Source organism: Serratia sp. JSRIV002, assembly GCF_019968725.1.
In the GTDB taxonomy this organism is placed as follows: Bacteria; Pseudomonadota; Gammaproteobacteria; order Enterobacterales; family Enterobacteriaceae; genus Chania; species Chania fonticola_B.
This window is the reverse complement of record NZ_CP074143.1, coordinates 695,887-718,123: the sequence shown is the minus strand read 5'-3', so window position 1 is coordinate 718,123 and position 22,237 is coordinate 695,887. Positions and strand designations below refer to the sequence as shown.

Below are 22,237 nucleotides of genomic sequence, written 5' to 3'. Positions count from 1 at the left end.
CCTTTGCTCATCGTTGTGCCAGTATGGTCTGCACGTTGCACACCACATCGCCGACCCACTTCACGCCCTTGGCCTTGGCCAAATCCAGATCGACTTCGCAAATACCATTATCTGGCATGGTCAATGACACGCTCGGGTAGCGTTTATCAACGTCCATCTGGAAGGCGCCCGTCGCATCCGTAATGGTTTTACCGATGTGGTTACGCACAGCGGCATTGGCGATCGCCCGGCCATTTTCCATGGTCATACGGCCGAACACCGTCACTAACTGTTTCACTTCCGGCTCATAAACGGCGACGTTGCCCGGATACAGCGTGACATTGCGAGTGCGCCCCTTAACGATGTCAAAGCTGTCCATCGAGTTTTTATCGTTCATCAGTTCAACCTTGTAGCTCGAGTACGGCGGCAACGGGATAAAGTTATTCTTACCGCTCAGCGGATAGCTGCGGCCATCGATCTGAGCCGACAGCACCGCATCGTCGATGAAGCCGGTTTTTACCAACACCCCAGATTTCTCCTGAATACCGCTGGCGGCGAAGTTCTTATCGCTGTAGGCCACTGCACCGCGCGCAGTCAGGTTGCCATTGAGGCGATTGTTGTCAGGCCGTGAGAGCGACAAGGTCCCCGCGCTGTATTTGGTATCGAAGGCAGCATAGCCAGAGGCCGAATAAGCACTGTCACCGTTGTGCTTATCCTTGACCAGCTTGGCCAGGTTGAAACCGGCAGAGGTAAACGCCGAGTCATCGAAGCTCTTGTTGCCGGCCAGGTTGGCCCGCACGTTGCCATTGTTGGAAGACACACCGGTGCTTAACCAGGCGGCCAGCGGCAAAGAGAAGTCCAACGAGATATAGCGCTGGTTGGTGCTATTGGACTGGAAATCATAGCGATAACGCTGGATACCGGCGCGTAGATTGACCGTGCCATAACGCCCGGAGAATAGTGACGTGGAGTATTCCAGGTTGTTAGAGGTACTACGTTCGCGCTTATCTACCGTGCGGCTAAGCGTAAGCTGCCCACCACGTTCAAAGAACCGGCTCAGGCTAAGGGTTCCGCCATAGGAATAGCTGTCCGACTCATAGACCGGCAACTCCTTACCGATATGGCTCTTCTCCCGGTTGGCCCACACGCTGCCGAAGCCTTTCGGTAGCATAAGGCTGGCGCTTAAAATATTGCGGTAACGCCCGCCCTGCGACAGCAACCCCTGCCAGCCCAAGCTCGCGAACTGGTTCACGTTGAGGTTGATCGAAGTTTCATTCACCACCTTCTTGTCGAAGGTATAGGTCGAGGTTTGCACTGCCAGGCCAAATATCGCCGGGACCGAGGCGATCTTGAGAATTTCCGGGATCGACATGGCCGCCGACGCCCCTGCCAGATAGGTTTCGTTGGTGGTGCTGCCATTGGTGCGGTTATTGCGGCTGTCGTAATTAACATATCCGCCATAGAGCTGCCAGTTAAGTTCTTGCGCCACGCCATTATTGCCAGAGAAGGCTTTGTTGATCGTCTGGCGCATACGCGAATGGGTTTTGCCGTCGATCACCACATCGACATCAACGTCATAAATCCCATACGGCAGACGGCTGGTATCAACCTCAAAGCTGCCCATCGGGAAATTCTGGATGTTCAACAGACGCCCCTGCCGGTAGATATGGACTTCACCCGCGCTAGGTAAGAATACGGTAATTGGCGTTAGCGAATATTGGGTATTCTGGATCTGGGTAGCGGACTTATTGCCATAGGTGACGCCGTACACCTTGCTGGAGTTAAGTGCCGATAGGTTCCCCAACGATTGCAGGTTCCAGGTGTCAACCAAGCCAAATGCCAGACGGCGTCCGCTCATGTCCCGTTCATACATGGCGCGGTAAAGCTGAGAATCCTGCTGGGACTCCCCAATACCGTAAAACGAGCCGTTCACATTGAAATGATGCTCCGCAAAGCCGAAGGTGTTATCCAGGGTCAGATAGTTATTCGAGGTGTTCTCGCCCTTTTTTAACTGCGAGCGGTAAACACCGAGATCGTAATTTAGCACCGAACTGAAATGCGGCACCGAAGAGAGTCCCAGAAGACTCGTCCGTGGGATAATTGCGGTCCCCAAGCTTTTTTCACTCACGTCCAGCGTCAGTACAAATGAACGGATATTCAGGTTCAAATCGGCATCGGACGAAACGGCAATATGGGTATTTTGATCAAAGAAACGATCTTTCAGACCACGGATCAATGTCTGGGTCGTCTCGGCCAACGTTGCCCCTTCAGACTCTTCCGCCAGCGTAATTTCTCTTATCATCAGGCGGTCTTTTTCCAGCACCACCAGCGCATCCGCTACCTTTTGTTTTTCTTGTTGGTTGCCACCTTTGTAACGTAGCAATACAGGAATGGTCATACCTTCGGTCAGCGCCTGACCAAATACCCCCGGGATAAGATAATTTCCTAAACGAACATCCTGTAGGTTTCTGGCGTTAGCCTGCATAGACATCAGAGCCGCAGCAATACACAACGCTACGGCCTTGGTTCTTGTCCTTAAGATGAAATTATTACCCATTTGCTTCCCCAAATAGCCTCCTAACCCACACCTGGAAAACATTTACGATGCAGGTAATGAGTAAAGAGGCTATTTCACGTTGATATAATCTTCGTTGTGCCAAATGCCAACGCTGAGTTTTTGATTATTGATATCAACAAATTTCAAATGCACGCCTAATCCCGGCATAACGTAATAACGCTCACGGCACCCTTTAGTTTTCTCTTCACTGGTCTGTGGCTGCTTACAGGGACCAAATGCCACCACGCGGAAAGAGCTGTTTCCGGTGTTATAAGCAACACCATCTCGGTATTGATAATCGAACTTATCCTTCCGTGGTGTGACGACCATAATGGTGCTTATGGTTGCCGAGGTGGTTGCCGAAGCGGATTTTTTGGTCTTTGACAGCCCCTCTTCGGTAACCGGATTATCATTCCAGATTAAACGGTAATAACGCTCTTTATCGTCCTTAGGCCCGTAATAGAAAACGCGGAAAACATCTTTCCCCTTGCCGGGCAATATCAGGTTGGATGGCGTGGCCATTATTTCCTGCTTGCTCTCCATTGGGATCACTTTGCCACCTTCCATCGGGGAGGAAATACGCTCGACCCTCAGGCTGACCAGACGGGCATCATCCACGGTATTAATCACCTCCTTGGCGATAACGCTCTGCTCAGGGGAAATGATTGATGTAATCGCGCCAACGTTAATTGCACCGGCGTGAGTACAATAAAATAGTGCTGAGCACATCAGCGTAGGAAACCATCTGTTCATCATGTATTCCATAAGGATCGGGGCTATTCACCCCAATCCTGACTACGTTAAGACAACAAAATCACTTACAGGGTGGTGAAAGTACCGTCCCAAGTTGCTGTGAATTCAACGTTTACGTTGCCATCCCAGTAACCATCGGTCAGGTCTTTGAACGCAGTATCAGCACCGGCAACGGTCGCTTTCGCGATATCAAAGGCGAACACGCCCTGAGTGCTGGTACGGTTAGCACCGGCATAAGCACTTTCCATAGCCAGAGCAGACAGGCCAGCGCTGATGCCTGCTGAAGTATCGATCATCACCATATCGCTGCTTTCAGACAGTGCTTTGCCGTTCCACTTAACGCCAACGGTCAGCGCAGAGTCATCGCTTGCGCGGTTCAGGGTGTTGGAGATGATTTTAGAGGTCAGTTTGAAATCACTCGCGCCAGACTGGCCAGCGATGGTGATATCGAACGCGCCGTCTTGAGAGTTAAAACGCTCCAGACCTTCTGCGTAATTAAAGGTCAGTGACTTTATCGGGGTAACAACCAGCATGCTGCTGGTATCTTTAATGGCTTTTGCATCCCAAGACGCTGTCGCGTTCGCAGTACGAGTGTCCGCATTAGCCAGATTAATTGTTCCCAACGCTGAAGCTGCAATCAAAGCCAGAGCTAACTTCTTCATAAAATTTCTTCCTTTATTTATATCAATTAATTTCCCGCCAATATTTACTGGCGTGGCACAATAAATGCGACACAAGGGCGCATTCGAAAACTAAAATTTTCGAAAAGGTCCTACGGCAATTAAACAACGAAATATCTGCGATATAAAATCACCGCATATTTCATTTAATTTTTATAGCCCTATGATAATAGGTAGTTATAGTTTATCTGACAGAGTGATAGGCCTGAGTGAAAATATCATTCATTTTAGTCAACCCCATCTTGCCTAAAATATTATGGCGTAGGGCATAAACCGTTTTAGGACTAAGCCGCAACCTGTTGGCGAGATCGCCCACGGTGACACCATGTATCAGAGTACGTAATAAACATATCTCACGCGAAGACAGCCTGACTTGCGATGTTGAAGAAACCCGCTCCCCGGCAATAACATGATCGATTTTAGCAAAAATGTCACTGGACTCGCCCGTTCTCTGGATCACAGAATCAACCTGCCGAAACATGCTCTTATAATAATTGGCCAAGGGCAACAGGTAACTATCGGTGACCAGCACAATGCGATTACAAGCAGAATACATTAGCCAGTCCTGCTCCAGAAAAAGGCGCAGGTTAGCTAATTGAAAGTCAACAAATACGACTTTGAGTTGCTCCGGGGAAGTATTAACTGAATTACAGTAACCTACGATGCCTTCACGGAAATACTTATTGGTATCTGGCCAGGTTAAAGGTCTTTTTGATGGAGAACCGGCCTGCGGCAGGCACCCAAAATCCAATATATTTAGCATAAGGATCCCTTCCTTTCTTTACTATATTACCAACTCCATTACGCCGTTGGATGAGCAGAATACCATTTAGCAAAACTAAGTTATTTCTTAATTTTCAAAACAATATTAATGGCTAAAAACAATTATTCAAAATCGGTTAAAACGATCGCGAATGGCTTTATTCATCGATAATACCTATCAAGTTGTTATTATTCATTATGAAAACTCCTAGGATTAAGAGTATATATTTTAGTTTAAAAAGTTAATTAGGAAGCTCATAGTCAACTAAGAATATTCTTTATACACCCACACTTTATAAATAAGCTTTTTCTTAAAAAATGCTGGTACAGCAGTAGATAAAGGGTATTAGCGGACGAATAACGCACAAGGATGATCAAGAACATTTCCATAAAAGTAACACTATAACGTGTTGCTTAGCTCGCGAATCAGAATAGTCTCACCCCCTCCCGTTTAACAGACACGACAGTGCAACATAATGGCAACGAAATGAGCATTTAATGAGCGATTTAAGGGTCTTTATTTGTGATTAAAATCACTTTTTTCATTGAAAAAAATCCGTTTTATCTCATGAGAGCCCGTCTGAGAGCGGTTTTAAGGCCGCCAACCCGATGCTGAGACCTCACTTTTTAGCTATCGGTGAAGATCAAGCTTGGATCCCCATGGCAACTATCTATTGATCAACGCAATGATATCAACAGCCCGATTAGCGGCTTATAGCAGTCTGCAAACAGCAATAACGCGGACTCGAGATGCATATATTGAGGTCCTACAAGAGTTTTTCGTTAGAAAAACAGGCTCATAACTGATCAAATAATGATCAAATAATAGTGGATGACCAATGCAGCCCTGAGTAACTACCTCAGATAATGCCAAGAGTGAGGAGCAAGAATATCAATACAGATACCGGGCTGCTGCAATGATCAACGTAAGGCAATACTAATCCTAGACCGAATAATGGTGATAGACAGCCAAAATCCGGCACAGAGCACTTGCCTCAACCAAGAAGATGGCTTTAAGATAATGGCAGTAAAAATTTCCCTGGTGTTGGCCAATGTGGCAACCTGACCCAACGAGGTCAGGTTTTTTTTTGCTATTTTATCGAAAATAACGGGAAAGCCAGTATATTATCTGGCGTTCAACAACGGCTAGATTAAATTATTACCCCACAAGTTATGTTAGTAGCGTTATTATTTCATATTGAGGTAATTTGATGTCTACATTTTTCTGTGCTAGCCAAGATGAAAAAAACGCTTTTAAAAACCATCTGGATAAACAAATAGCGGAATTTGGCGATTTCAAATACGCCCATTTGATACTTAACAAGAAAGACTTTATGGAGACATTGATAACCTCCAGTTATCCAAGCCAATGGATTGATATCTATAAAGAAAGGAACTACCAATGCATCGATCCCGTGGTACTCTCCGCCCTGCAGAGAGTCTCTCCATTTCCTTGGGATGAAAGTACACCAATAAACCCAAGGCTAAAGCCCTCAGATATATTCAGCCATGCAAAGAACTATAATATTACCACTGGCTATACCTTTGTATTGCATGACCACGATCATAATCTGGCGATGCTGACGCTGACGCTGACGCTTAATGACAGTAAATCCATCGATATAGAGGGCCAAATTCACCCTAACAAAGCCCGTTTACAGATGCTGTTGGCTAACGTTCACGAAAGGTTCGCCACCCGCCTCCAGGAAACCGCACGAAATAATCGCGATAACTCCAGCGAAGAGAAAGCCCCCCTGACAACGCGGGAGAACGAAGTGCTCTATTGGGCCAGCATGGGTAAAACCTATCAGGAAATTGCCATTATTTTAGACGTGAAGGTCCGTACGGTAAAATTCCATATTGGCAATATTGTGAAAAAGATGGGCGTGACTAATGCCAAACATGCCATCAGGCTGGGGGCAGAGTGGCAGCTTGTCAAACCGATCACGCGTTGAAATCAAGACTCCCGCTGACCTTGTAAGAAAGCCAGTAAGGTAGGGAGTGAGTGGCTGATGCTTGCCTAGAAGCTATTGAATCCCTTTCGTTTTGCGAGCATGATCGCAATCACTTTCGCCGCCCGCCAGGATGCACCGATGAAAACCAGCCAGGAACTGCAAACCGCCATATCTAATCTGACCTTATGGCGCAAAGGCGATCAACGTGCACCACATAAGCCACTATTGCTGCTGTATGTGCTCTCCCAATATCAGCAAGGGCACGAGCGGCTGTTCAATTACGGCGAAGAAATCCACGGCCCCTTGCTGGCATTACTCAATAGCTTCGGCCCACAACGGCGTGACCATTACCCCACCATGCCGTTTTGGCGTTTACGCGGCGACGGATTCTGGGAATTACAGAATGCAGAGCTTTGCAGCCCGCAGAAAGGCAGCAAAGAGCCACCTAAGCGGGAAATTATCGAACATGGCGTTAGCGGCGGCTTCGACAAAGAAAGTTATCAGCTGCTACGCAGCCAACCCGCTCTGATAGACAAGCTTGCACAGCAAATTCTCTGTGAGCATTTCCCTGACAGCGTTCAGGAGCTGATAGCCAACCGCCTGGACTTTCAGCTTGATGGAATACGTAAAGCACGCGACCCAGCATTCCGGCAAACGATATTGCGTGCCTATAACTACCAATGCGCGGTGTGTGGCTACAACCTGCAACACGACACTACGCCCGTTGGCTTGGAGGCCGCGCATATCAAATGGAAGCAACACGGCGGCCCCTGCACCGTGACCAACGGATTAGCGCTGTGCTCATTGCACCACTCCGCATTCGATATGGGAGCCATCGGGCTTGATGACAGCATGAAACTGCTGGTTTCTGCAGGCGTGAACGGTACCCATATGATCGAGCAATTGTTCTGGGACTTTGCTGGGAAGACGATTCGGTTGCCAAAGATCGCCGACCATTATCCTTTGGATAAGTTTGTGGAGTGGCATCGGGGGCAGGTGTTTAAGGGATGAGACACAAGCCAATGATTTTATATTAAAATCATAAACTTAAAAGCAACACCCTCACTGCAATTGGAAATTGATACTGAAGAAATACTTATGTGTGATAAAGTAATTGCCAACGATATCACAGACATGATGCAAGATTCTTATTAGAATGCTGCTCAATTCGATACCGTTCAAAAAATGGAATGGCAAATTATTAAGGATGAAACGATAAGTGGCGATAATAATACCTACGATTAATAGTTGCAGCGGGAAAATAACTGCAGGGGAAAAGCGCCTGGCTCGCATTTTTGAAAGTAATCTAAGCGATGACGCAATATGTTGGTACGATATCCCAACAGGGGAGGCCCATCGCCACCCAGACTTCATAGTTTTCTCTCCCGAAATTGGTATATTCTTCATTGAGGTGAAGGATTGGTTTGCCAGCAGAATAAAATCCATTTGTAAAAGTCATTTGGTTTATGAAAGCCAAGACGGATCCATAACGCACCAGAACCCGATTGAACAGGTCCGCCGCTATGCGTTTGAAACCACCAATAGTCTAAAAAAAGACCCTCAACTAATACAAGAAAAAGAAAGATACAAGGGTAACTTTTGCTTGCCTTATGGATATGGTGTTTATCTCAGTAATATAACCCGCAAGCAATTTAATCAACTATTTCCTGATGAGACATCAAAAAGCGTTCTGCCTTCAGAGTTGGTCATATGTAAAGATGAACTGACAGAGTTCATGAGTGCAGAGAAAATAACCGCCAGATTAAAAAAATTAATACCTCATTACTTTCCGTTTAGCGTCACCTCAGAGCAAATAAATCGTATTCGCTGGATACTATACCCAGAAATACGCATAGGAAATGCGTCTCAAAATTCAACCGACGAGACTGATACCACATATAAATTATCGACACCGAACATTATGAAAATAATGGATACCCAACAAGAGTTGCTAGCTCGCAGCTTGGGGGAAGGACATCGAGTTATCCATGGTGTTGCAGGCTCTGGGAAAACATTAATTCTACTTTATCGATGCCAACATCTGCTAAAAAATAGTAATGTCTGCCAAAAGCCAATACTTGTCATCTGCTACAACATTACTCTAGCAAGAAAGCTTTCAGCCTTAATTCGTAGCCAATTACCAAATGCCAACGTTAAGGTTATTCACTTCCATTCATGGTGCGTTCGACAGGTAAAATTTCATAATGTCCCGGTTAAAGAAAAGTTCGAGTTCCCAAAAAATTATGAAGTAGCATTAAAAGAAGGATTCCAAAGCGGAAAAATACCTTCTGAGCAGTACAGCGCGGTGCTTATTGATGAAGGACATGACTTCGATTCAGAATGGCTGAAAATTTTATCCAAGATGACAGCCCAAGATACTAACTCACTACTTTTCCTCTATGACGATACGCAGTCTATTTATAAGAAACGGAATGCACTGAGTTTCTCTTTGGCCAGCGTTGGCATTCAAGCTCAAGGTCGTACATCAATATTAAAACTTAATTATCGTAATACTCAACAGATCCTCCATTTCGCTAGCGGCATTGCATTTAACTATCTAAATGCCCATTGCTCTGAAGAATTTTATTATGATAAGCCCGATGCAGGTGGCGACATTGGCCCTTACCCCATTGTCAAAAAGCTTAAAACTCACGAAGATGAAGTAAACTATGTCGCTCAATGGTTAACCAAAGAGCATAAGAATGGTATCGCATGGCATGATATGGCTATCTTGTGCCCTTCAACAAAATGCCTTCCTGACAATATTGTGAAGGTACTAGAAAATAATTCCATACCTTTTAACCTTATCATTAAATCTAATGACAAGAAGAAATACGATCCTCTTGAGAATAAAGTTTGCATTATGCCCTTACCTAGCAGTAAAGGACTAGAATTCCATTCAGTTGCCGTTATTGATAGTTGTAATTCATCTAGTAAAGAAGATGACTTAAGTGATGACATTAAAAAACTTTATGTTGGTTTCACCCGTGCAACACGCCACCTGCTGGTGACTTTCAATAGGGATAATAAGCTCAGTGAACATATTATTTCAACGTATGAAAAGATGACAGACCAGCACTTGGTAAGTTAGCTGGTTCTGAATGGCCGCATTGGTTGGAGGTGCGAGATTAAAAAGAGGCTAAAGGGCAAAAATACCAAGGGCTGGTACAGCCTACTGCTCCCTGTGCCCCATCCTCACCCCAAATACCGATACCCCATCCCATGCACGGTGCGGATCAGCAACGGACTATTCGCATCGAGCTCAATGGTCTTGCGCAGCTTGGAGATATGCTGATCCAGCGTGCGGCTGTTAGGCAGGAAATCATAGCCCCAGGCAGCATCGAACAGCATCTCGCGCGTGACAACCTTATTCTTGTGCTGATAGAGGCACTCCAGGATTTTCACCTCGCGCAGTGAAAGCTCCAACCTCGCCGTCTGGCGCAGAGCGCACAGCTCATTGGGGTACACGGTTAAATCACCAAAGCAAAAGCTGGCATCTGGCTGCGCGGTCTTGCTACGCAGGCAACGCCGGGCGATGGTCTTGATCCTGGCGCGGATCTCGTGAATGCCAAACGGCTTGCTGATGTAATCATCTGCTCCCAGCTCCAACCCGACCACCCGGTCGATCTCTTCATCCTTGGCAGATAGAAAGATAATCGGGATCTGCTCATCCTGTTTGCGGATCTCTCGGCATACCGCGTATCCATCCAGCTCCGGCATCATGATATCGAGGATGATAAAATCCGGTTTTTCCTGCTGATACATCTCCAGCGCCACTTTGCCATTCTCTGCGGCGATCAGGGTGTAGCCCTCGCGGGAAAGCGCTTCGACCAATCCCTGGCGAATGTTCGTATCGTCTTCAACGACCAGTATTTTCATTGTGACTCCCTGTGGTGATTACACTTGCCGTTATTTTACGCGCCAGCCGCAAGGTGAAGCGCACCCCAGGCGACTGCGGAGCAACCAGGATCTCCCCGCCCAGGCTATGCGCCAACTGCTGGGCAATCGTCAGGCCAATGCCGGTGCCTGATACGCCCTCGGTAATACCTGACTTCACCCGGTAAAAGGGCAGGAAAATCATCCTGAGCTCTTTCTCGGCGATACCGTCACCATAATCCCGCACGTGGATATCCACATTGTCCGCACTGCACTCCACCTGCACATCGACCTGTTTCCCGGCCGTGGCATACTTTTCCGCATTGCTCAGCAGGTTATTGATAATCTGCGTCAGGCGATCGATATCACTCTGCACCACCACGCTTTCGCATAATGAGAGGGAAATCGTCATCCCCTTGGCCTGATATGACGGAGTGAAAGTCTGAGTAATCTTCGCCAGCAGCGGGTTGAGGTCAATGGGCTGAATGTGCAGCTTCGGCTCGCGGGTAAAACTCAGAATGTTCTGGATCAGGCGCGATAGGCGCTGGCTCTCACCGATTATCACGTCCAGGTAACGCAGTCCTTCATTGTGCTGTTCATCCAGCTCTTCTTTCAGCAACTCTGCATACAGCGTGATATTAGTCAGCGGCGTTTTCAGCTCGTGGGACACCTGACTGACAAAACCCACCTGCTGGCGCGCCAGCCGTGCCGTCTGGGTGTATTCCCGGTAGAGGCGGAAAATGATCAAGCCCATGATGGCCAGCATTAGCAGGATAAACGCCCCGCCCCACAGGTAGACCGCCGTAGTACTGGCCGCTTTGCCGTAATAGCTCACCTGCCAGCCGGTAAGCGGATAAGGCAGGCTCTGTTCGGCCAACGGCTGCAGGTTTCCCAGTTCGACGTAAGGATTGCTTTGGTACAGCAGGCGTCCGTTCTCTACCAGCACCAGCGTGTCTTTGCCAAAATCGAAGTTAACCGCATTGATCACGTCCGATAGCAGTTTGATATAAGGAACCCGAAATCCGATGGTCTCGCCGCCGATAGTGCGCCAGTAGATCAACAGCGGCTCCTGCACCTCGCCGGTGATATACCAGCCGGATTGTGGGATAGCCATTTCGCTTTTTACGTTGTGGCCATACAGCAAGGAAGGATCGTTCACCAGCGGTGTAATGGCCTGAACCCAGGCGAGTTCTTTTTGGCTCAGCGGGCCGTTTTCGTTGGGGTACAACAACCGATTTTTCTGCAGGACAAACACGCCATCAATGTCGTGATCCTTCTCGACCAGCTCCTTGAGCGCCTGTTCGTTGGGCTGAATGTAGTCGGTGATCGCGTCCAGCCGCGTCGCTTTCTGCCGCAGAATATCCATAACGCTGTCGCTGGCTTGCGTAACGCGCGTTTGTGCCATGGTCTGGGATTGGTAATGGCGTAGCAACACTTCGTGCTCAAGGGTGCGCACTCCCAGATAGGCGATCAGGCTGAAGACCGCCACGGTGATGATGATGAAAACCGTCAAACTTCTGGAAGTACGCTGGCTCATTAGGCTCCCTGCTACTGGTTCTTCTGGGTTTTGATGTTGTAGTTCTGTTCTTTCACGGCCTTACGGGTCGATTCCTTGCTGTCGCTCTCCATTTTACCCATCAGGTCTTTGTTCTTCTGCGCGCTGGCTTCGGCTTTTTGTCTGGCTGGCGCGGCGCTGACAGGCAAACTTTCCAAGGCTGCCACGTTAGCGCTAAATACCTGTTTGGCTTCTTCCATTTTGCCTGCATCCATCAGCTCTACCGCGCGCTCATTTTCAATTGCCGCCTTCTGAATGGCCGAGTCCACCAGCACCTCATCAACCTGAGCGGCACTCACGTCCTTAGCGGATTGGCTATAACGCACCGCCACCTTCTCATTGAAGGTATCCACCTGTTTGGTGCTCAGGTTGGCGTAACGCACATTCACATCGGCCAGCGGTTTGCTCTGGGCGTTGCTGCCCTTGGCCGGGATCACCTCCAGCAGAACATATTTTTCCTGATTGGAATACAGCTGGTTCAGTTTTACGGTGACCGTATTGCCACTGATGCTGCCATCTCGCCCCAACAGACGAACCGGTGTGACGTTGTCGGCAGTTTTGATCACTACCACCACGTCCTGCGCCACCACGGACATCGCATCGTTAAACTCGTGGGCGAAGGTCTTTTCCAGATCGCTGGATTGCTCAACAAAGGCATGGTTGCCATCGCTATAGCCAGCAATGGTGGTCATCAGATCTTCGTTATAACCATCACCAATGCCGATAGTGGTAATAGCAATGCCTTTCTTGGCCGCCAGTTTGGCCAGCTCGGCCAGCTCACTGTTGGAGGTTGGCCCAACGTTAGCCTGCCCGTCGGAAAGCAGAACAATTCGGTTAACCTGCTCTTTATCCAGATGCTTGCTCACCTGATCGATACCCTTGCTCACCCCGGCAAACAGCGCCGTCATCCCACGCGGTTCAATACTTTTGTTAATTTTATTAATCAGTTCTTTGGTATCTTTGACCTTGGTCGCCGGGATCACCACCTCAACCCCGGAGTCATAGGCAACGACCGAAAGCGTGTCATTACCGTTGAGCATGTTAACAGCGGCGATCGCCGCCTTTCTGGCGTTTTCGATACGATCGCCACTCATTGAGGTGGAGCGGTCGATGACCAACGCCAGATTAATCGGGCTGCGTTTTTCCTGCGGCAGCGGATAGCCCACCAACGAGATTTTCAGGTAGTTTTTATCTTGGGTATTTTCCAACACCACTGGCGAGGCAACTTCAGACTTTACGACGACCTTGGGGGCAGCCGGAGCGGCACTGGCACTCCATGGCAACACCGACAGGGTGAATAACGCAAAAATACATTTCAGATCCATGGTGAAGCTCCTTGTCAAAAGAATCGAATCCATTCTTGCCCGTCTCGGCCAGCGAGTTGTCTGTTATCTGTATAAAGTTGTAAAAAATGGGTAAAAGTTACCGTTGCTGCGTTCGCGATGCTTGCCGCTCCCTCGGGTTCGCACGTGGTAAGAAACATATCACTTTTAAGCCCAGAGTGTCGCCTAAAACGCCCCACCCAACACCGGCTAAAAACCCGTTTATTCCTATAATAAGGTTAGCGTAAATCTATTAAAAAGCATTATCATTCCTTTGTACCGGCATGCTCTTAATGAAACTTCACTGATGTTACCGGATGAACTTATCTCTATATATTCATTCACAGGTGACATTATGTTTAATATTTACAGCGTTAACTATGCTTCAATGAGCAATGAGAAATCTGAAGATCTCTTTATGTTAAGAAAAAATACTTTTAAAGACAGACTGCAATGGGCAGTCGACTGTTCTGACGGCAAGGAGGTCGATCAGTTTGATAATGACAAGACCAATTATATTTTCGGCGTGGAGAACGGCATGATTATATGCGGAACCAGGATGATAGACATGAAATACCAAAATATGTTGAACAGTACATTCTCCTCATTCTTTAACAATATCAACATTCCAGAAGGCAACTACATTGAATCCACGCGTTTCTTCGTGGATAAAGAAAGAACCCACTCGCTGTTAGGCCGTAAGTTTCCTGTCACTATGGCTTTGTTTCTCTCACTGATTAACTACGCGCGGCAACATCACTATGATGGCATTCTTGCCGTCGCCAGCCATCCGATGATGCACATCATCAGAACCTCCGGCTGGAATGTCACCGTGTTGGAAACCGGTGTTTCCGAGAAAGATGAGCCGGTCTATCTGTTGCTCGGCCATGTCGACTCTGAGAGCCAGAGGAAGCTAAAAGCCAAGATATTCAGCAAGTACAGCACAGCGGACGAAACCAGGCTGAACGACTGGCCGCTGGCGGCTGAGCCTTCTTTGTAATCAACTAACCGGTTTAATCAGTTGAAGTTCCACACCTAGACGTATTGCATGCCGGGCATTTGCGACTCCAAGCTTTTTGACGATGTTGGACATATGAAACTTGACCGTACGCGTAGTGATCCCCAGGATCATCCCCGTTTCCTGATAGGTTTTGCCCACGCTGGCCCAGTAGAGGATTTCGTTTTCCCGTTCGGTAAATTGGGCGCTTTTTTCCGAGCGAGAGGCGTTTTTTTCTGACAGCGAATTCAGGGTTAGATATATCTCATGCACTGACGCCAGTAAAACAGAGATGTCACCTTTATTCTTGATCAGCGTTTGGGTTAATTCCGCTCTGGTTTCAGGGGCAAGAATAAAAGATAACGTGACCAGGTTATTATTATAATCATGCAATACAAACGTATAGCCGTTATTCAGCCCAAATTTCCTGGCCCGCTCGAAGAGTTCGGAAAAATGAAACCCTCCCCCCGTCATCAAATTTTCATCCCAGGAAAAAGGCGTTAGCCGGTTGAGCGCAGTGATCACCACCGGATCGGTATACTGTAAACCGTTGGCTTTATAATGCTCTACCCACTCACCAGGATAGTTGGTTACCCCAAAGATGCAGGACATATCTTTTTTCGATAACACCACATATGCCCAGATAAATTCCCCGAGATCGTTTAATGTCGCTTCGAGGTGCGTTTTTATAATGTTACTGATATGTTCTTCGTTTTCCATTAACGACCTACCCCCGATTGCTTAAATAATTTCCACCTGGCGAATATAGCAGATAAGGACGCCAGGCAGAAGGCTCCTGGTTTTCTGCCCAGGAGCGGTCCCACTCATAGTCAAGCATCTGTTATTCGAAGTACACCTCGGGGTTATCCGCCAGAGAAATGAAATTCTTGGTATTTTTATCCAGCGTGCGGATCTCGCCACTTTCGATGTCGTACACCCAGCCGTGCAGGCGTAGTGCGTTGTCGCGCAGCCCAACGGCAACGGACGGGTGAGTCTTAATATTATTTAGCTGGGCTATCACGTTCTCTTCAACCATAGCGTTAAGTTTGTCGATTTCGCTATTCCAGGTTTTCTTCTCTACCACCGCTTTGGCCGCGTCCGCATAGTGTAGCCAGTGAGCAACAGCAGGCATCGGGTCAAGGCACTGGCAAGAAGCGATAGCCTTCATGGCGCCGCAGTTCGAGTGGCCGCAAATCACGATATCAGTAACGCCTAGCGCCACAACCGCGTATTCGATGGTCGCCGACACCCCACCCGGCTCCGGGCCAAAGGAAGGGACGATGTTGCCTGCGTTACGGATAACGAAAAGCTGCCCCGGATCTTGCTGGGTTACCAGCTCGGGTACCAGGCGGCTGTCAGAACACGAAATAAAAAGCGCTTTAGGATTCTGGCTGGAGGCAAGGCTGCGAAAGAGCTCCTTACGCTGCGGGAAAATCTCTTTCTGGAAACTGAGGAAACCTTCAATAATATGTTGCATAGCACACTCTCTAGATCTGTAGTCTCGACAGTATGATAATCCTTGCTGGCTAAGCTGGAAAGCGGGCCAAACCTTAAGCTAGACATCCCAGAGGTTCAGCGGGGTGCTTTTAGTACGAGTTGACTATCTGCAAGGAACATAAGAGCCCAGGTAACACAGACGTTGCATAAATGGACGATACAGATACGGGGCAGTGAATACGTACAAATCCCCTTCCCTCCTTCGAAGCAGTTTCAAAAGTGCTAATATTCTGGCGTTTTAAACCATTTTTAGTAAAAATATTAGTATCACACGTCATCCCCTTGCTGCTTCATGTCGAAATTATGCTAATATTATGGCGTAACCTGTACTAAAAAGATAAAATATTGACATTATGGCGAAAAAAACAGCACCATTACTTCCTACAACTAACCAATTGCTGACTGATTTTGGTGAGCGGCTGAAACTTGCGCGTCTTCGGCGCAAACTAACGGCCAAACAGGTGGCAGAACGGGCAGGTATGTCGCCAATGACACTGCGTTCGCTTGAGGCTGGGGGAGCAGGCGTTACTATAGGTGCATATTTATCTGTCATGCAGGTGTTAGGGCTTGAAAACGATCTGAATCAGTTGGCCGCCGAAGATCAACTAGGTCGCCAACTTCAGGATTCCCGGCTGATAAAGAACGACATCGTTTTCACTTCCAAGGCAAAACCAAGTAAAGCCCCGGCAGACAAAAAACCGCGCCCTGAGGTTGCCTACAGGTACGAAAGATCAGACAAACAGGCAGCTGCAACAACAAAAGCTGGCTCCGTAGCAAACAATACGGCCCGCAAAACGACAGGCACAACGTCGGCCGATCTGGTTGCTCTGCTAAAACCATTGAAGAAGTCAATCAAAGGGAGCTAACGATGGCGATGATTGGGGTATATGCAGACTGGGATGGAATGCACGGGCCAAAGCGAGTTGGCTTCCTGCATAGCCGACAAACTCGTACGCGAGAGTTATTTGAATTTCAGTATGACCCTCTAGCATTGGCCGATCCCGACCTCAATCGTTTGCAACTTGATCCAGAAATTCTTTTATTCGAAGGTGCCCAGTACCCCACTCACCCACGGGATAAATTCGGCATATTTGGCGACTCCAGTCCCGATCGCTGGGGCCGAATACTGATGAAGCGTCGCCTTGAACGGGATATTCGTGCCGGCATCCAAACTGAAGGAACCAGGCTATACGAATCAAATTATCTCTTGGGTGTACATGATCTTTATCGAGTAGGGGCCCTACGCTACAAGCTTAATGATGAAGGTGAATTTCTTGATAACCGAGCTGACGAAGCGGCTCCTCCCTTTACCGAAATTCACGCTTTAGAAAGGGCAAGCCGCGCACTAGAAGATGATCCAGACAATACATCCCTACAGGGTCAGGAATGGCTGCGGATGCTCATTGCTCCGGGTGGTTCTCTAGGTGGCGCAAGGCCCAAAGCAAGTGTCGTGGACAAGCATGGCCATCTCTATATCGCAAAATTTCCCAGCACCAAAGATGATTACGATGTTGGCGGCTGGGAGATGGTGGCCAATGCTCTCGCCGTGGGTTGTGGGCTGAACGTCGCAACAGCTGAAGCGCATAAATATGCCAGCGATTACCACTGCTTTATGGTCCGTCGGTTCGACCGTACAGGATCCGGCCAGCGCCTTCATTTTGCTTCTGCCATGACAATGACCAGACATCAAGATGGTGATGATGCCTCTACAGGTGTCAGTTATCTTGAACTTGCAGACGTCCTGATAAGACATGGCGCACAAACAAAAACCGACCTGCAAGAACTCTGGTCAAGGATTGTTTTCAATATTCTTGTCTCTAACACCGATGATCACCTACGCAATCATGGTTTCATTTTGGTCCCTGGTAAAGGCTGGCGGCTTTCTGAAGCCTACGATATGAACCCCGTTCCCTGGTCTGACGGCCTAAAGCTTAATATCACCGAAGCAGATAATGCACTAGATCTCGAACTGGCACGTGAAGTCGCTGAATATTTCCGTTTGAGCTTGACGCAGGCCGATGAAATTATTGAAAACTTTATGGGGATCGTGGCTCAATGGAGGACAATTGCTGATGGTTTGGGACTATCTCTTCGGGAGCAGGAAAGAATGTCTGAAGCATTTAGAGTTGCGAATGGATAACCCTAGCAAACATACGACACCTAGCCTACTGTTCTACTAGAGTACTGAGCACTGGTTAGCAATGAAATCACTGAGTATTTCCGTTCAATCAATCCGGTGGCAAAGCAAATTGCAGACGTTCGTACGTAAACCCCAAGTTGATGTTGATTGAATCAGGTTGTCTGAAAAACCTCAAGAAGCCTTGCGAATACTGAATTTCAGGCACAAAAAAAGCCGCTCGAAGGCGACTTGATTTGCGTACTGACTAATGGTGCCGAAGGCCGGACTCGAACCGGCACGTATCTCTACGGTTGATTTTGAATCAACTGCGTCTACCGATTTCGCCACTTCGGCACTGAAGTAGTATGCGGAAAACGTGGGCATTATACCTTCCCACTTGCCTCGCGCAACACTTATCAAGCATTCAACGAGTTGAATGTTGAAAAAAACGTCACCCGTCGATTTTTTCGGCTTACTCTGCTTATTTATTACCCTGGGCTTACCCAGTCAACGCGGCTAGAAGGTGTTGGAACAGTGGTGCAGGGCTCAAGCTATTAACGGGCGCAGCATGCAGCGCTCCTACGTTTTGCACCCGTTGAAGTTTGTCAGCATGCTGTCCGAGCCCGGCAATCCCCTCACCACCATCCTGCACTTTTTTGTTACACCTCACACTTTTCATCACAACCTTCTGTGACTCCCATTTTCGAGAAATAAAATCACAAAATATTGAATATAAATAATTTTATACCAATAAACGCGACAACTCCCCACCCACCCTTCTGTGACAACCCTCGTTTATTTGTTAAATCCAATGATTGAATATTAATAACATAACAAAAAATAACAGCCACCCAGCGGCACCATCGCTACCGACCAGGAGTTGAGCATGATCCCATCGGAACGCCGCGATTTTATCTATCGCTATGTACATGAGTATCAGTTGGTCACCATCGTGGCCCTGGCCGAGTTGATGAGCGTTTCACATATGACCGTCAGGCGCGACATCCATCAACTGGAAGAAGAAGGCAAGGTGATCAGCGTCAGTGGCGGTGTGCGCCTGAGTGACGCGCTACGCCAGGAGCTGGCCTACAAAGAGAAGGCCCAACTGCATCACCGGCAGAAGCGAGCAATCGGCAAATATGCCGCCGGGTTGGTCGAAGATGGCCAAGTGGTCTATCTGGACGCGGGCACAACCAGCTTCGAGATCGCCCGCCAACTCGCCGAACGCTTCAACCTGACCGTAGTCACCAACGATTTTTCCATTATCCAGCACCTGATGAATCGCCCCCAGCTCAACCTGTTTCACACCGGTGGGCGGGTCGATCAGCGCAACTATTCCTGCGTCGGCAGCTGCGCCGCCATGCTATTGCGCACTTTGAATATCGACGTGGCCTTTATCAGCACCAGTTCCTGGGATCTGGAACATGGTCTATCTACCCCACACGAGGAGAAAGTGCTGGTGAAACAGGCGCTGCTGGACGTGGCCCGGCGCAAGGTACTGGTCTCCGACAGCAGTAAATACGGCAAGTACGGCATGTTTCGCGTCTGCTCGCTGGCGGCGCTCGACGACATCATCTGCGATGCTGCCCTGCCGCCAGAAACGCAGCAACAACTCCAAGAGCGTGGCGTGCGGCTGCACAGCATCAACCTCTGATAACACCCCCTACAAAGGAATATAACCATGAAGGTCATCATTACTGGCGGAGCAGGTTTTTTGGGGCAACGCTTGGCAGCCGCGCTGCTGCAAGACAATACGCTACCTTTTGACGAACTGGTGCTGGCAGATATCCAACAACCTAACGCCCCGCTAGCCGATCCGCGAGTTCGCTGCCTGGCGCTCGATCTCACTCAACACGATGCCGCCGATCGGCTGATCGACAACGATTGCAGCGTGCTCTATCACCTGGCCGCCATCGTCAGCAGCCATGCGGAAAGCGATTTCGATCTCGGGATGCAGGTGAACTTTGACGCCACTCGCAAACTGTTGGAAGCCGCGCGCCGCAATGCCCCGGCAATGAAGTTTATCTTCACCAGCTCGCTGGCGGTGTTTGGCGGCCAGCTTCCGGCCACCGTCACCGATGAGTGCGCCGTGCAGCCACAATCCTCCTACGGTGCACAAAAGGCTCTGTGTGAACTGTTGATCAATGATTACGTCCGCAAAGGATTTGTCGATGCGCGGGTGCTGCGTCTGCCCACCATCAGCGTGCGCCCCGGCAAGCCGAATAAGGCAGCGTCCTCCTTTGCCAGCGGCATCATCCGTGAACCACTGCACGGGGAGACTTCGGTATGCCCGGTCTCCCCAGAGTTGACGCTATGGCTGTCCAGCCCTGGCACCGTGGTACGCAACTTTATCCATGCCGCCACGTTGCCTACCGCGCAGTTCGGCACCTCACGCATCGTCAACCTGCCCGGCATCAGCGTCACAGTAGAGCAGATGCTAGCCGCACTGGAAGAGGTGGCCGGTGAGCAGGCTAGTGCCAAGGTGAACTTTGTGCCGGACGAAGCCATCAATCGCATTGTCGCCAGTTGGCCGGGCAACTTCGATATACAACGTGCATTGGCGTTGGGGTTCCGTGCCGATGAAAACTTCCAGCAGATCATCCGCGCCTTTATGCGTGATGAGATGCCACAGGCCGGGAGCTGATTATGGCACTTTATACTCCCATCATTGGTTTGGCGGTGGCCGTGTTCGTACTGGTGTGGCTGGTATTACGCACGCGGGTTCACGCATTGATCGCCATGCTGGCAGCAGCCTCTATCGCCGGGATCAGCGGCGGGTTGAGCGCCATGCAGACGGTAGATACCATCTCCAAAGGGTTTGGCAGCACGCTCGGCAGTATCGGGATTGTTATTGGCCTGGGGGTGATGATGGGCCGCGTGCTGGAAGTTTCCGGCGCGGCGGAGCAGATCGCCTTCAGCTTTATCAAGTGGCTGGGTAAAAAGCGCGAAGAGTGGGCGTTGGCGATCACCGGCTATATCGTCAGCATCCCGATTTTTGTCGATTCGGCCTTCGTCATCCTTTATCCGTTGGTCAAGGCACTGGCCAAGAAGGGTAAACGCAATCTTCTGACACTCGGCGTAGCCTTGGCGGGTGGCCTGATCATTACCCATCACGCAGTTCCACCAACACCGGGTCCATTAGGGGTGGCGGGGATTTTCGGCGTGGATATCGGCGCTATGATGCTGGCCGGGCTGGTGTTAGCCATTCCCTGCGTGATCGGCATTGTGATCTATGCGCGCTGGCTCGGCACCTATTACCCGGATTTTACACCAGAAGACCAGGAAGATGAGCCGGACGACCTACGGGCCGCCCACCAGCGCTATCTGGCTGAGAAAGAAGCCAAGGTGCTGCCGAGCTTAACGCTATCGCTGCTGCCAATCATCGCCCCCATCGTGCTGATCTTTATCAATGCGGTGAACACTATGCTGGCCAAGGCTGAAGGAATGTCCTGGCTGGGGGAAAGCCTGTGGGGACAAGCCTTTGCCTTCCTCGGCGCACCGGTGATTGCGTTGGCCATCAGCGTCCTGCTGGCGGTTTACACCCTGATGCCCAAGGTCGACAAGCACGAGACGCTGGAGCGGCTGGAGGAAGGCTTGCAGGCCGCCGGGATTATCTTGCTGGTGACCGGTGCCGGTGGCGCGCTAGGGGCGGTATTACGTGAAAGTGGCACCGGCACCTTGCTGGCGCAGCACGTCGCCAATCTGCCGCTGTCCCCGGTATTGATCCCATTCTTTATCGCTACGCTGGTGCGCTTGATACAGGGGTCGGGCACCGTTGCCATGATCACCGCAGCGTCTATCTCAGCTCCTATTGTTAGCCAGTTGCCCGGCGTCAATATGCTCGCTGCCGCGCAGGCCGCCACCATGGGCGCGCTGTTCTTCAGCTACTTTAACGACAGCATGTTCTGGGTCGTCAACCGGATGATGGGGATTAAGGACGTGAAGCAGCAGATGATGGTCTGGTCAGTACCCACCACCCTAGCCTGGGCGATCAGTCTGGTCGGTGTCCTGATACTGGATTGGTTGTTGTAAACGCCCCTCACCCCAACCCTCTCCCACCGTAAGAACCAAGACACTATCAACACTTGTATGGGGGAGAGGGAGCTTGTTCGGAGCAGCCGTCAGTTGCCGCTTTATACCTTTGGGTATCCCGCCATTAAGCCTGACGCCTCGATTAAGCTAGTA

At 49.3% G+C, this 22,237-nt stretch carries 18 protein-coding genes and 1 tRNA gene; 9 read left to right on the top strand and 10 right to left on the bottom strand.

Going from position 1 to position 22,237, the window contains the following annotated elements:
* Positions 1 to 7 precede the first annotated feature (7 nt).
* The 4 genes from KGP26_RS03225 to KGP26_RS03210 all read right to left on the bottom strand — a co-directional run bounded on the left by KGP26_RS03225 (position 8) and on the right by KGP26_RS03210 (position 4,732).
* Entirely contained in the window at positions 8 to 2,536 is a 2,529-nt protein-coding gene (locus tag KGP26_RS03225; protein WP_051363766.1) for a CS1-pili formation C-terminal domain-containing protein, read from the bottom strand.
* 69 nt (positions 2,537 to 2,605) lie between these two features.
* Positions 2,606 to 3,289 (bottom strand): hypothetical protein, encoded by a 684-nt coding sequence (locus KGP26_RS03220; protein ID WP_223665621.1) that lies wholly within the window; start codon positions 3,287 to 3,289, stop codon positions 2,606 to 2,608.
* 65 nt (positions 3,290 to 3,354) lie between these two features.
* Positions 3,355 to 3,951: a common pilus major fimbrillin subunit EcpA gene (locus KGP26_RS03215; RefSeq protein WP_021807862.1), complete on the bottom strand. Its 597-nt coding sequence runs from the start codon at positions 3,949 to 3,951 to the stop codon at positions 3,355 to 3,357.
* Positions 3,952 to 4,153: 202 nt separating this feature from the next.
* On the bottom strand, positions 4,154 to 4,732 hold the full coding sequence (locus KGP26_RS03210) for a LuxR C-terminal-related transcriptional regulator (protein ID WP_037376594.1): 579 nt from the start codon (positions 4,730 to 4,732) through the stop codon (positions 4,154 to 4,156).
* Positions 4,733 to 5,942: 1,210 nt separating this feature from the next.
* Between KGP26_RS03210 and KGP26_RS03205 the strand changes: the two genes are divergently transcribed.
* The 3 genes from KGP26_RS03205 (at position 5,943) to KGP26_RS03195 (ending at position 9,777) form a co-directional block, all read left to right on the top strand.
* Entirely contained in the window at positions 5,943 to 6,686 is a 744-nt protein-coding gene (locus KGP26_RS03205) for a LuxR family transcriptional regulator (protein ID WP_223665007.1), read from the top strand.
* Between the two features lie 138 nt (positions 6,687 to 6,824).
* Positions 6,825 to 7,697: a phosphorothioated DNA-binding restriction endonuclease gene (locus KGP26_RS03200; protein ID WP_223498847.1), complete on the top strand. Its 873-nt coding sequence runs from the start codon at positions 6,825 to 6,827 to the stop codon at positions 7,695 to 7,697.
* A gap of 208 nt (positions 7,698 to 7,905) precedes the next feature.
* Positions 7,906 to 9,777 carry a 3'-5' exonuclease gene (locus KGP26_RS03195; RefSeq protein ID WP_223665006.1) on the top strand — a complete coding sequence of 624 codons (1,872 nt, stop codon included), beginning with the start codon at positions 7,906 to 7,908 and terminating at the stop codon, positions 9,775 to 9,777.
* Between the two features lie 104 nt (positions 9,778 to 9,881).
* Here KGP26_RS03195 and KGP26_RS03190 read toward each other — a convergent pair whose 3' ends face one another.
* Genes KGP26_RS03190 through KGP26_RS03180 form a run of 3 tightly spaced genes read right to left on the bottom strand, consistent with a single transcriptional unit; the run spans position 9,882 to position 13,442 of the window.
* Positions 9,882 to 10,565: a response regulator transcription factor gene (locus KGP26_RS03190; protein ID WP_021807859.1), complete on the bottom strand. Its 684-nt coding sequence runs from the start codon at positions 10,563 to 10,565 to the stop codon at positions 9,882 to 9,884.
* Complete coding sequence (locus KGP26_RS03185) at positions 10,546 to 12,099, bottom strand: sensor histidine kinase KdpD (protein WP_223665005.1); 1,554 nt, start codon at positions 12,097 to 12,099, stop codon at positions 10,546 to 10,548. The genes KGP26_RS03190 and KGP26_RS03185 overlap by 20 nt, the downstream gene beginning before the upstream one ends.
* 11 nt (positions 12,100 to 12,110) lie before the next feature.
* A complete protein-coding gene (locus KGP26_RS03180) occupies positions 12,111 to 13,442 on the bottom strand; it encodes a VWA domain-containing protein (RefSeq protein ID WP_223665004.1) in 1,332 nt (443 codons plus the stop codon).
* A gap of 352 nt (positions 13,443 to 13,794) precedes the next feature.
* Here KGP26_RS03180 and KGP26_RS03175 point away from each other — a divergent pair, with 352 nt between their 5' ends.
* Positions 13,795 to 14,439 carry an acyl-homoserine-lactone synthase gene (locus KGP26_RS03175; protein WP_223665003.1) on the top strand — a complete coding sequence of 215 codons (645 nt, stop codon included), beginning with the start codon at positions 13,795 to 13,797 and terminating at the stop codon, positions 14,437 to 14,439.
* Here KGP26_RS03175 and KGP26_RS03170 read toward each other — a convergent pair whose 3' ends face one another.
* A complete protein-coding gene (locus KGP26_RS03170; RefSeq protein WP_021179139.1) occupies positions 14,440 to 15,156 on the bottom strand; it encodes a LuxR family transcriptional regulator in 717 nt (238 codons plus the stop codon).
* A gap of 121 nt (positions 15,157 to 15,277) precedes the next feature.
* Positions 15,278 to 15,913 (bottom strand): carbonic anhydrase, encoded by a 636-nt coding sequence (locus KGP26_RS03165; protein ID WP_223665002.1) that lies wholly within the window; start codon positions 15,911 to 15,913, stop codon positions 15,278 to 15,280.
* A gap of 373 nt (positions 15,914 to 16,286) precedes the next feature.
* Between KGP26_RS03165 and KGP26_RS03160 the strand changes: the two genes are divergently transcribed.
* Both KGP26_RS03160 and KGP26_RS03155 read left to right on the top strand, forming a co-directional pair.
* Complete coding sequence (locus tag KGP26_RS03160; RefSeq protein ID WP_021807854.1) at positions 16,287 to 16,799, top strand: helix-turn-helix domain-containing protein; 513 nt, start codon at positions 16,287 to 16,289, stop codon at positions 16,797 to 16,799.
* A 2-nt stretch (positions 16,800 to 16,801) separates the two neighbouring features.
* The gene (locus KGP26_RS03155) at positions 16,802 to 18,073 is read left to right on the top strand and encodes a type II toxin-antitoxin system HipA family toxin (RefSeq protein WP_059199595.1); all 1,272 of its coding nucleotides are present in this window, start codon (positions 16,802 to 16,804) and stop codon (positions 18,071 to 18,073) included.
* Positions 18,074 to 18,321: 248 nt separating this feature from the next.
* On the opposite strand, the gene KGP26_RS03150 is transcribed toward KGP26_RS03155, so the two are convergent.
* A tRNA-Leu gene (locus KGP26_RS03150) sits at positions 18,322 to 18,406 on the bottom strand.
* Positions 18,407 to 18,938: 532 nt separating this feature from the next.
* Between KGP26_RS03150 and KGP26_RS03145 the strand changes: the two genes are divergently transcribed.
* From KGP26_RS03145 to KGP26_RS03135, 3 genes are read left to right on the top strand one after another with little or no spacing between them, the layout of a single operon-like run.
* A complete protein-coding gene (locus KGP26_RS03145; protein ID WP_021807830.1) occupies positions 18,939 to 19,706 on the top strand; it encodes a DeoR/GlpR family DNA-binding transcription regulator in 768 nt (255 codons plus the stop codon).
* 27 nt (positions 19,707 to 19,733) lie between these two features.
* Entirely contained in the window at positions 19,734 to 20,696 is a 963-nt protein-coding gene (denD, locus tag KGP26_RS03140; protein ID WP_223665001.1) for a D-erythronate dehydrogenase, read from the top strand.
* Positions 20,696 to 22,084 carry a GntP family permease gene (locus KGP26_RS03135; RefSeq protein ID WP_223499601.1) on the top strand — a complete coding sequence of 463 codons (1,389 nt, stop codon included), beginning with the start codon at positions 20,696 to 20,698 and terminating at the stop codon, positions 22,082 to 22,084. The genes denD and KGP26_RS03135 overlap by 1 nt, the downstream gene beginning before the upstream one ends.
* The last annotated feature ends 153 nt before the right edge of the window (positions 22,085 to 22,237 follow it).

Coding starts and splice junctions, on each gene's coding strand:
- KGP26_RS03225 (WP_051363766.1), bottom strand. CDS start 2,536: ATGGGTAATAATTTCATCTTAAGGACAAGAACCAAGGCCGTAGCGTTG.
- KGP26_RS03220 (WP_223665621.1), bottom strand. CDS start 3,289: ATGAACAGATGGTTTCCTACGCTGATGTGCTCAGCACTATTTTATTGT.
- KGP26_RS03215 (WP_021807862.1), bottom strand. CDS start 3,951: ATGAAGAAGTTAGCTCTGGCTTTGATTGCAGCTTCAGCGTTGGGAACA.
- KGP26_RS03210 (WP_037376594.1), bottom strand. CDS start 4,732: ATGCTAAATATATTGGATTTTGGGTGCCTGCCGCAGGCCGGTTCTCCA.
- KGP26_RS03205 (WP_223665007.1), top strand. CDS start 5,943: ATGTCTACATTTTTCTGTGCTAGCCAAGATGAAAAAAACGCTTTTAAA.
- KGP26_RS03200 (WP_223498847.1), top strand. CDS start 6,825: ATGAAAACCAGCCAGGAACTGCAAACCGCCATATCTAATCTGACCTTA.
- KGP26_RS03190 (WP_021807859.1), bottom strand. CDS start 10,565: ATGAAAATACTGGTCGTTGAAGACGATACGAACATTCGCCAGGGATTG.
- KGP26_RS03185 (WP_223665005.1), bottom strand. CDS start 12,099: ATGAGCCAGCGTACTTCCAGAAGTTTGACGGTTTTCATCATCATCACC.
- KGP26_RS03180 (WP_223665004.1), bottom strand. CDS start 13,442: ATGGATCTGAAATGTATTTTTGCGTTATTCACCCTGTCGGTGTTGCCA.
- KGP26_RS03175 (WP_223665003.1), top strand. CDS start 13,795: ATGTTTAATATTTACAGCGTTAACTATGCTTCAATGAGCAATGAGAAA.
- KGP26_RS03170 (WP_021179139.1), bottom strand. CDS start 15,156: ATGGAAAACGAAGAACATATCAGTAACATTATAAAAACGCACCTCGAA.
- KGP26_RS03165 (WP_223665002.1), bottom strand. CDS start 15,913: ATGCAACATATTATTGAAGGTTTCCTCAGTTTCCAGAAAGAGATTTTC.
- KGP26_RS03160 (WP_021807854.1), top strand. CDS start 16,287: ATGGCGAAAAAAACAGCACCATTACTTCCTACAACTAACCAATTGCTG.
- KGP26_RS03155 (WP_059199595.1), top strand. CDS start 16,802: ATGGCGATGATTGGGGTATATGCAGACTGGGATGGAATGCACGGGCCA.
- KGP26_RS03145 (WP_021807830.1), top strand. CDS start 18,939: ATGATCCCATCGGAACGCCGCGATTTTATCTATCGCTATGTACATGAG.
- denD (WP_223665001.1), top strand. CDS start 19,734: ATGAAGGTCATCATTACTGGCGGAGCAGGTTTTTTGGGGCAACGCTTG.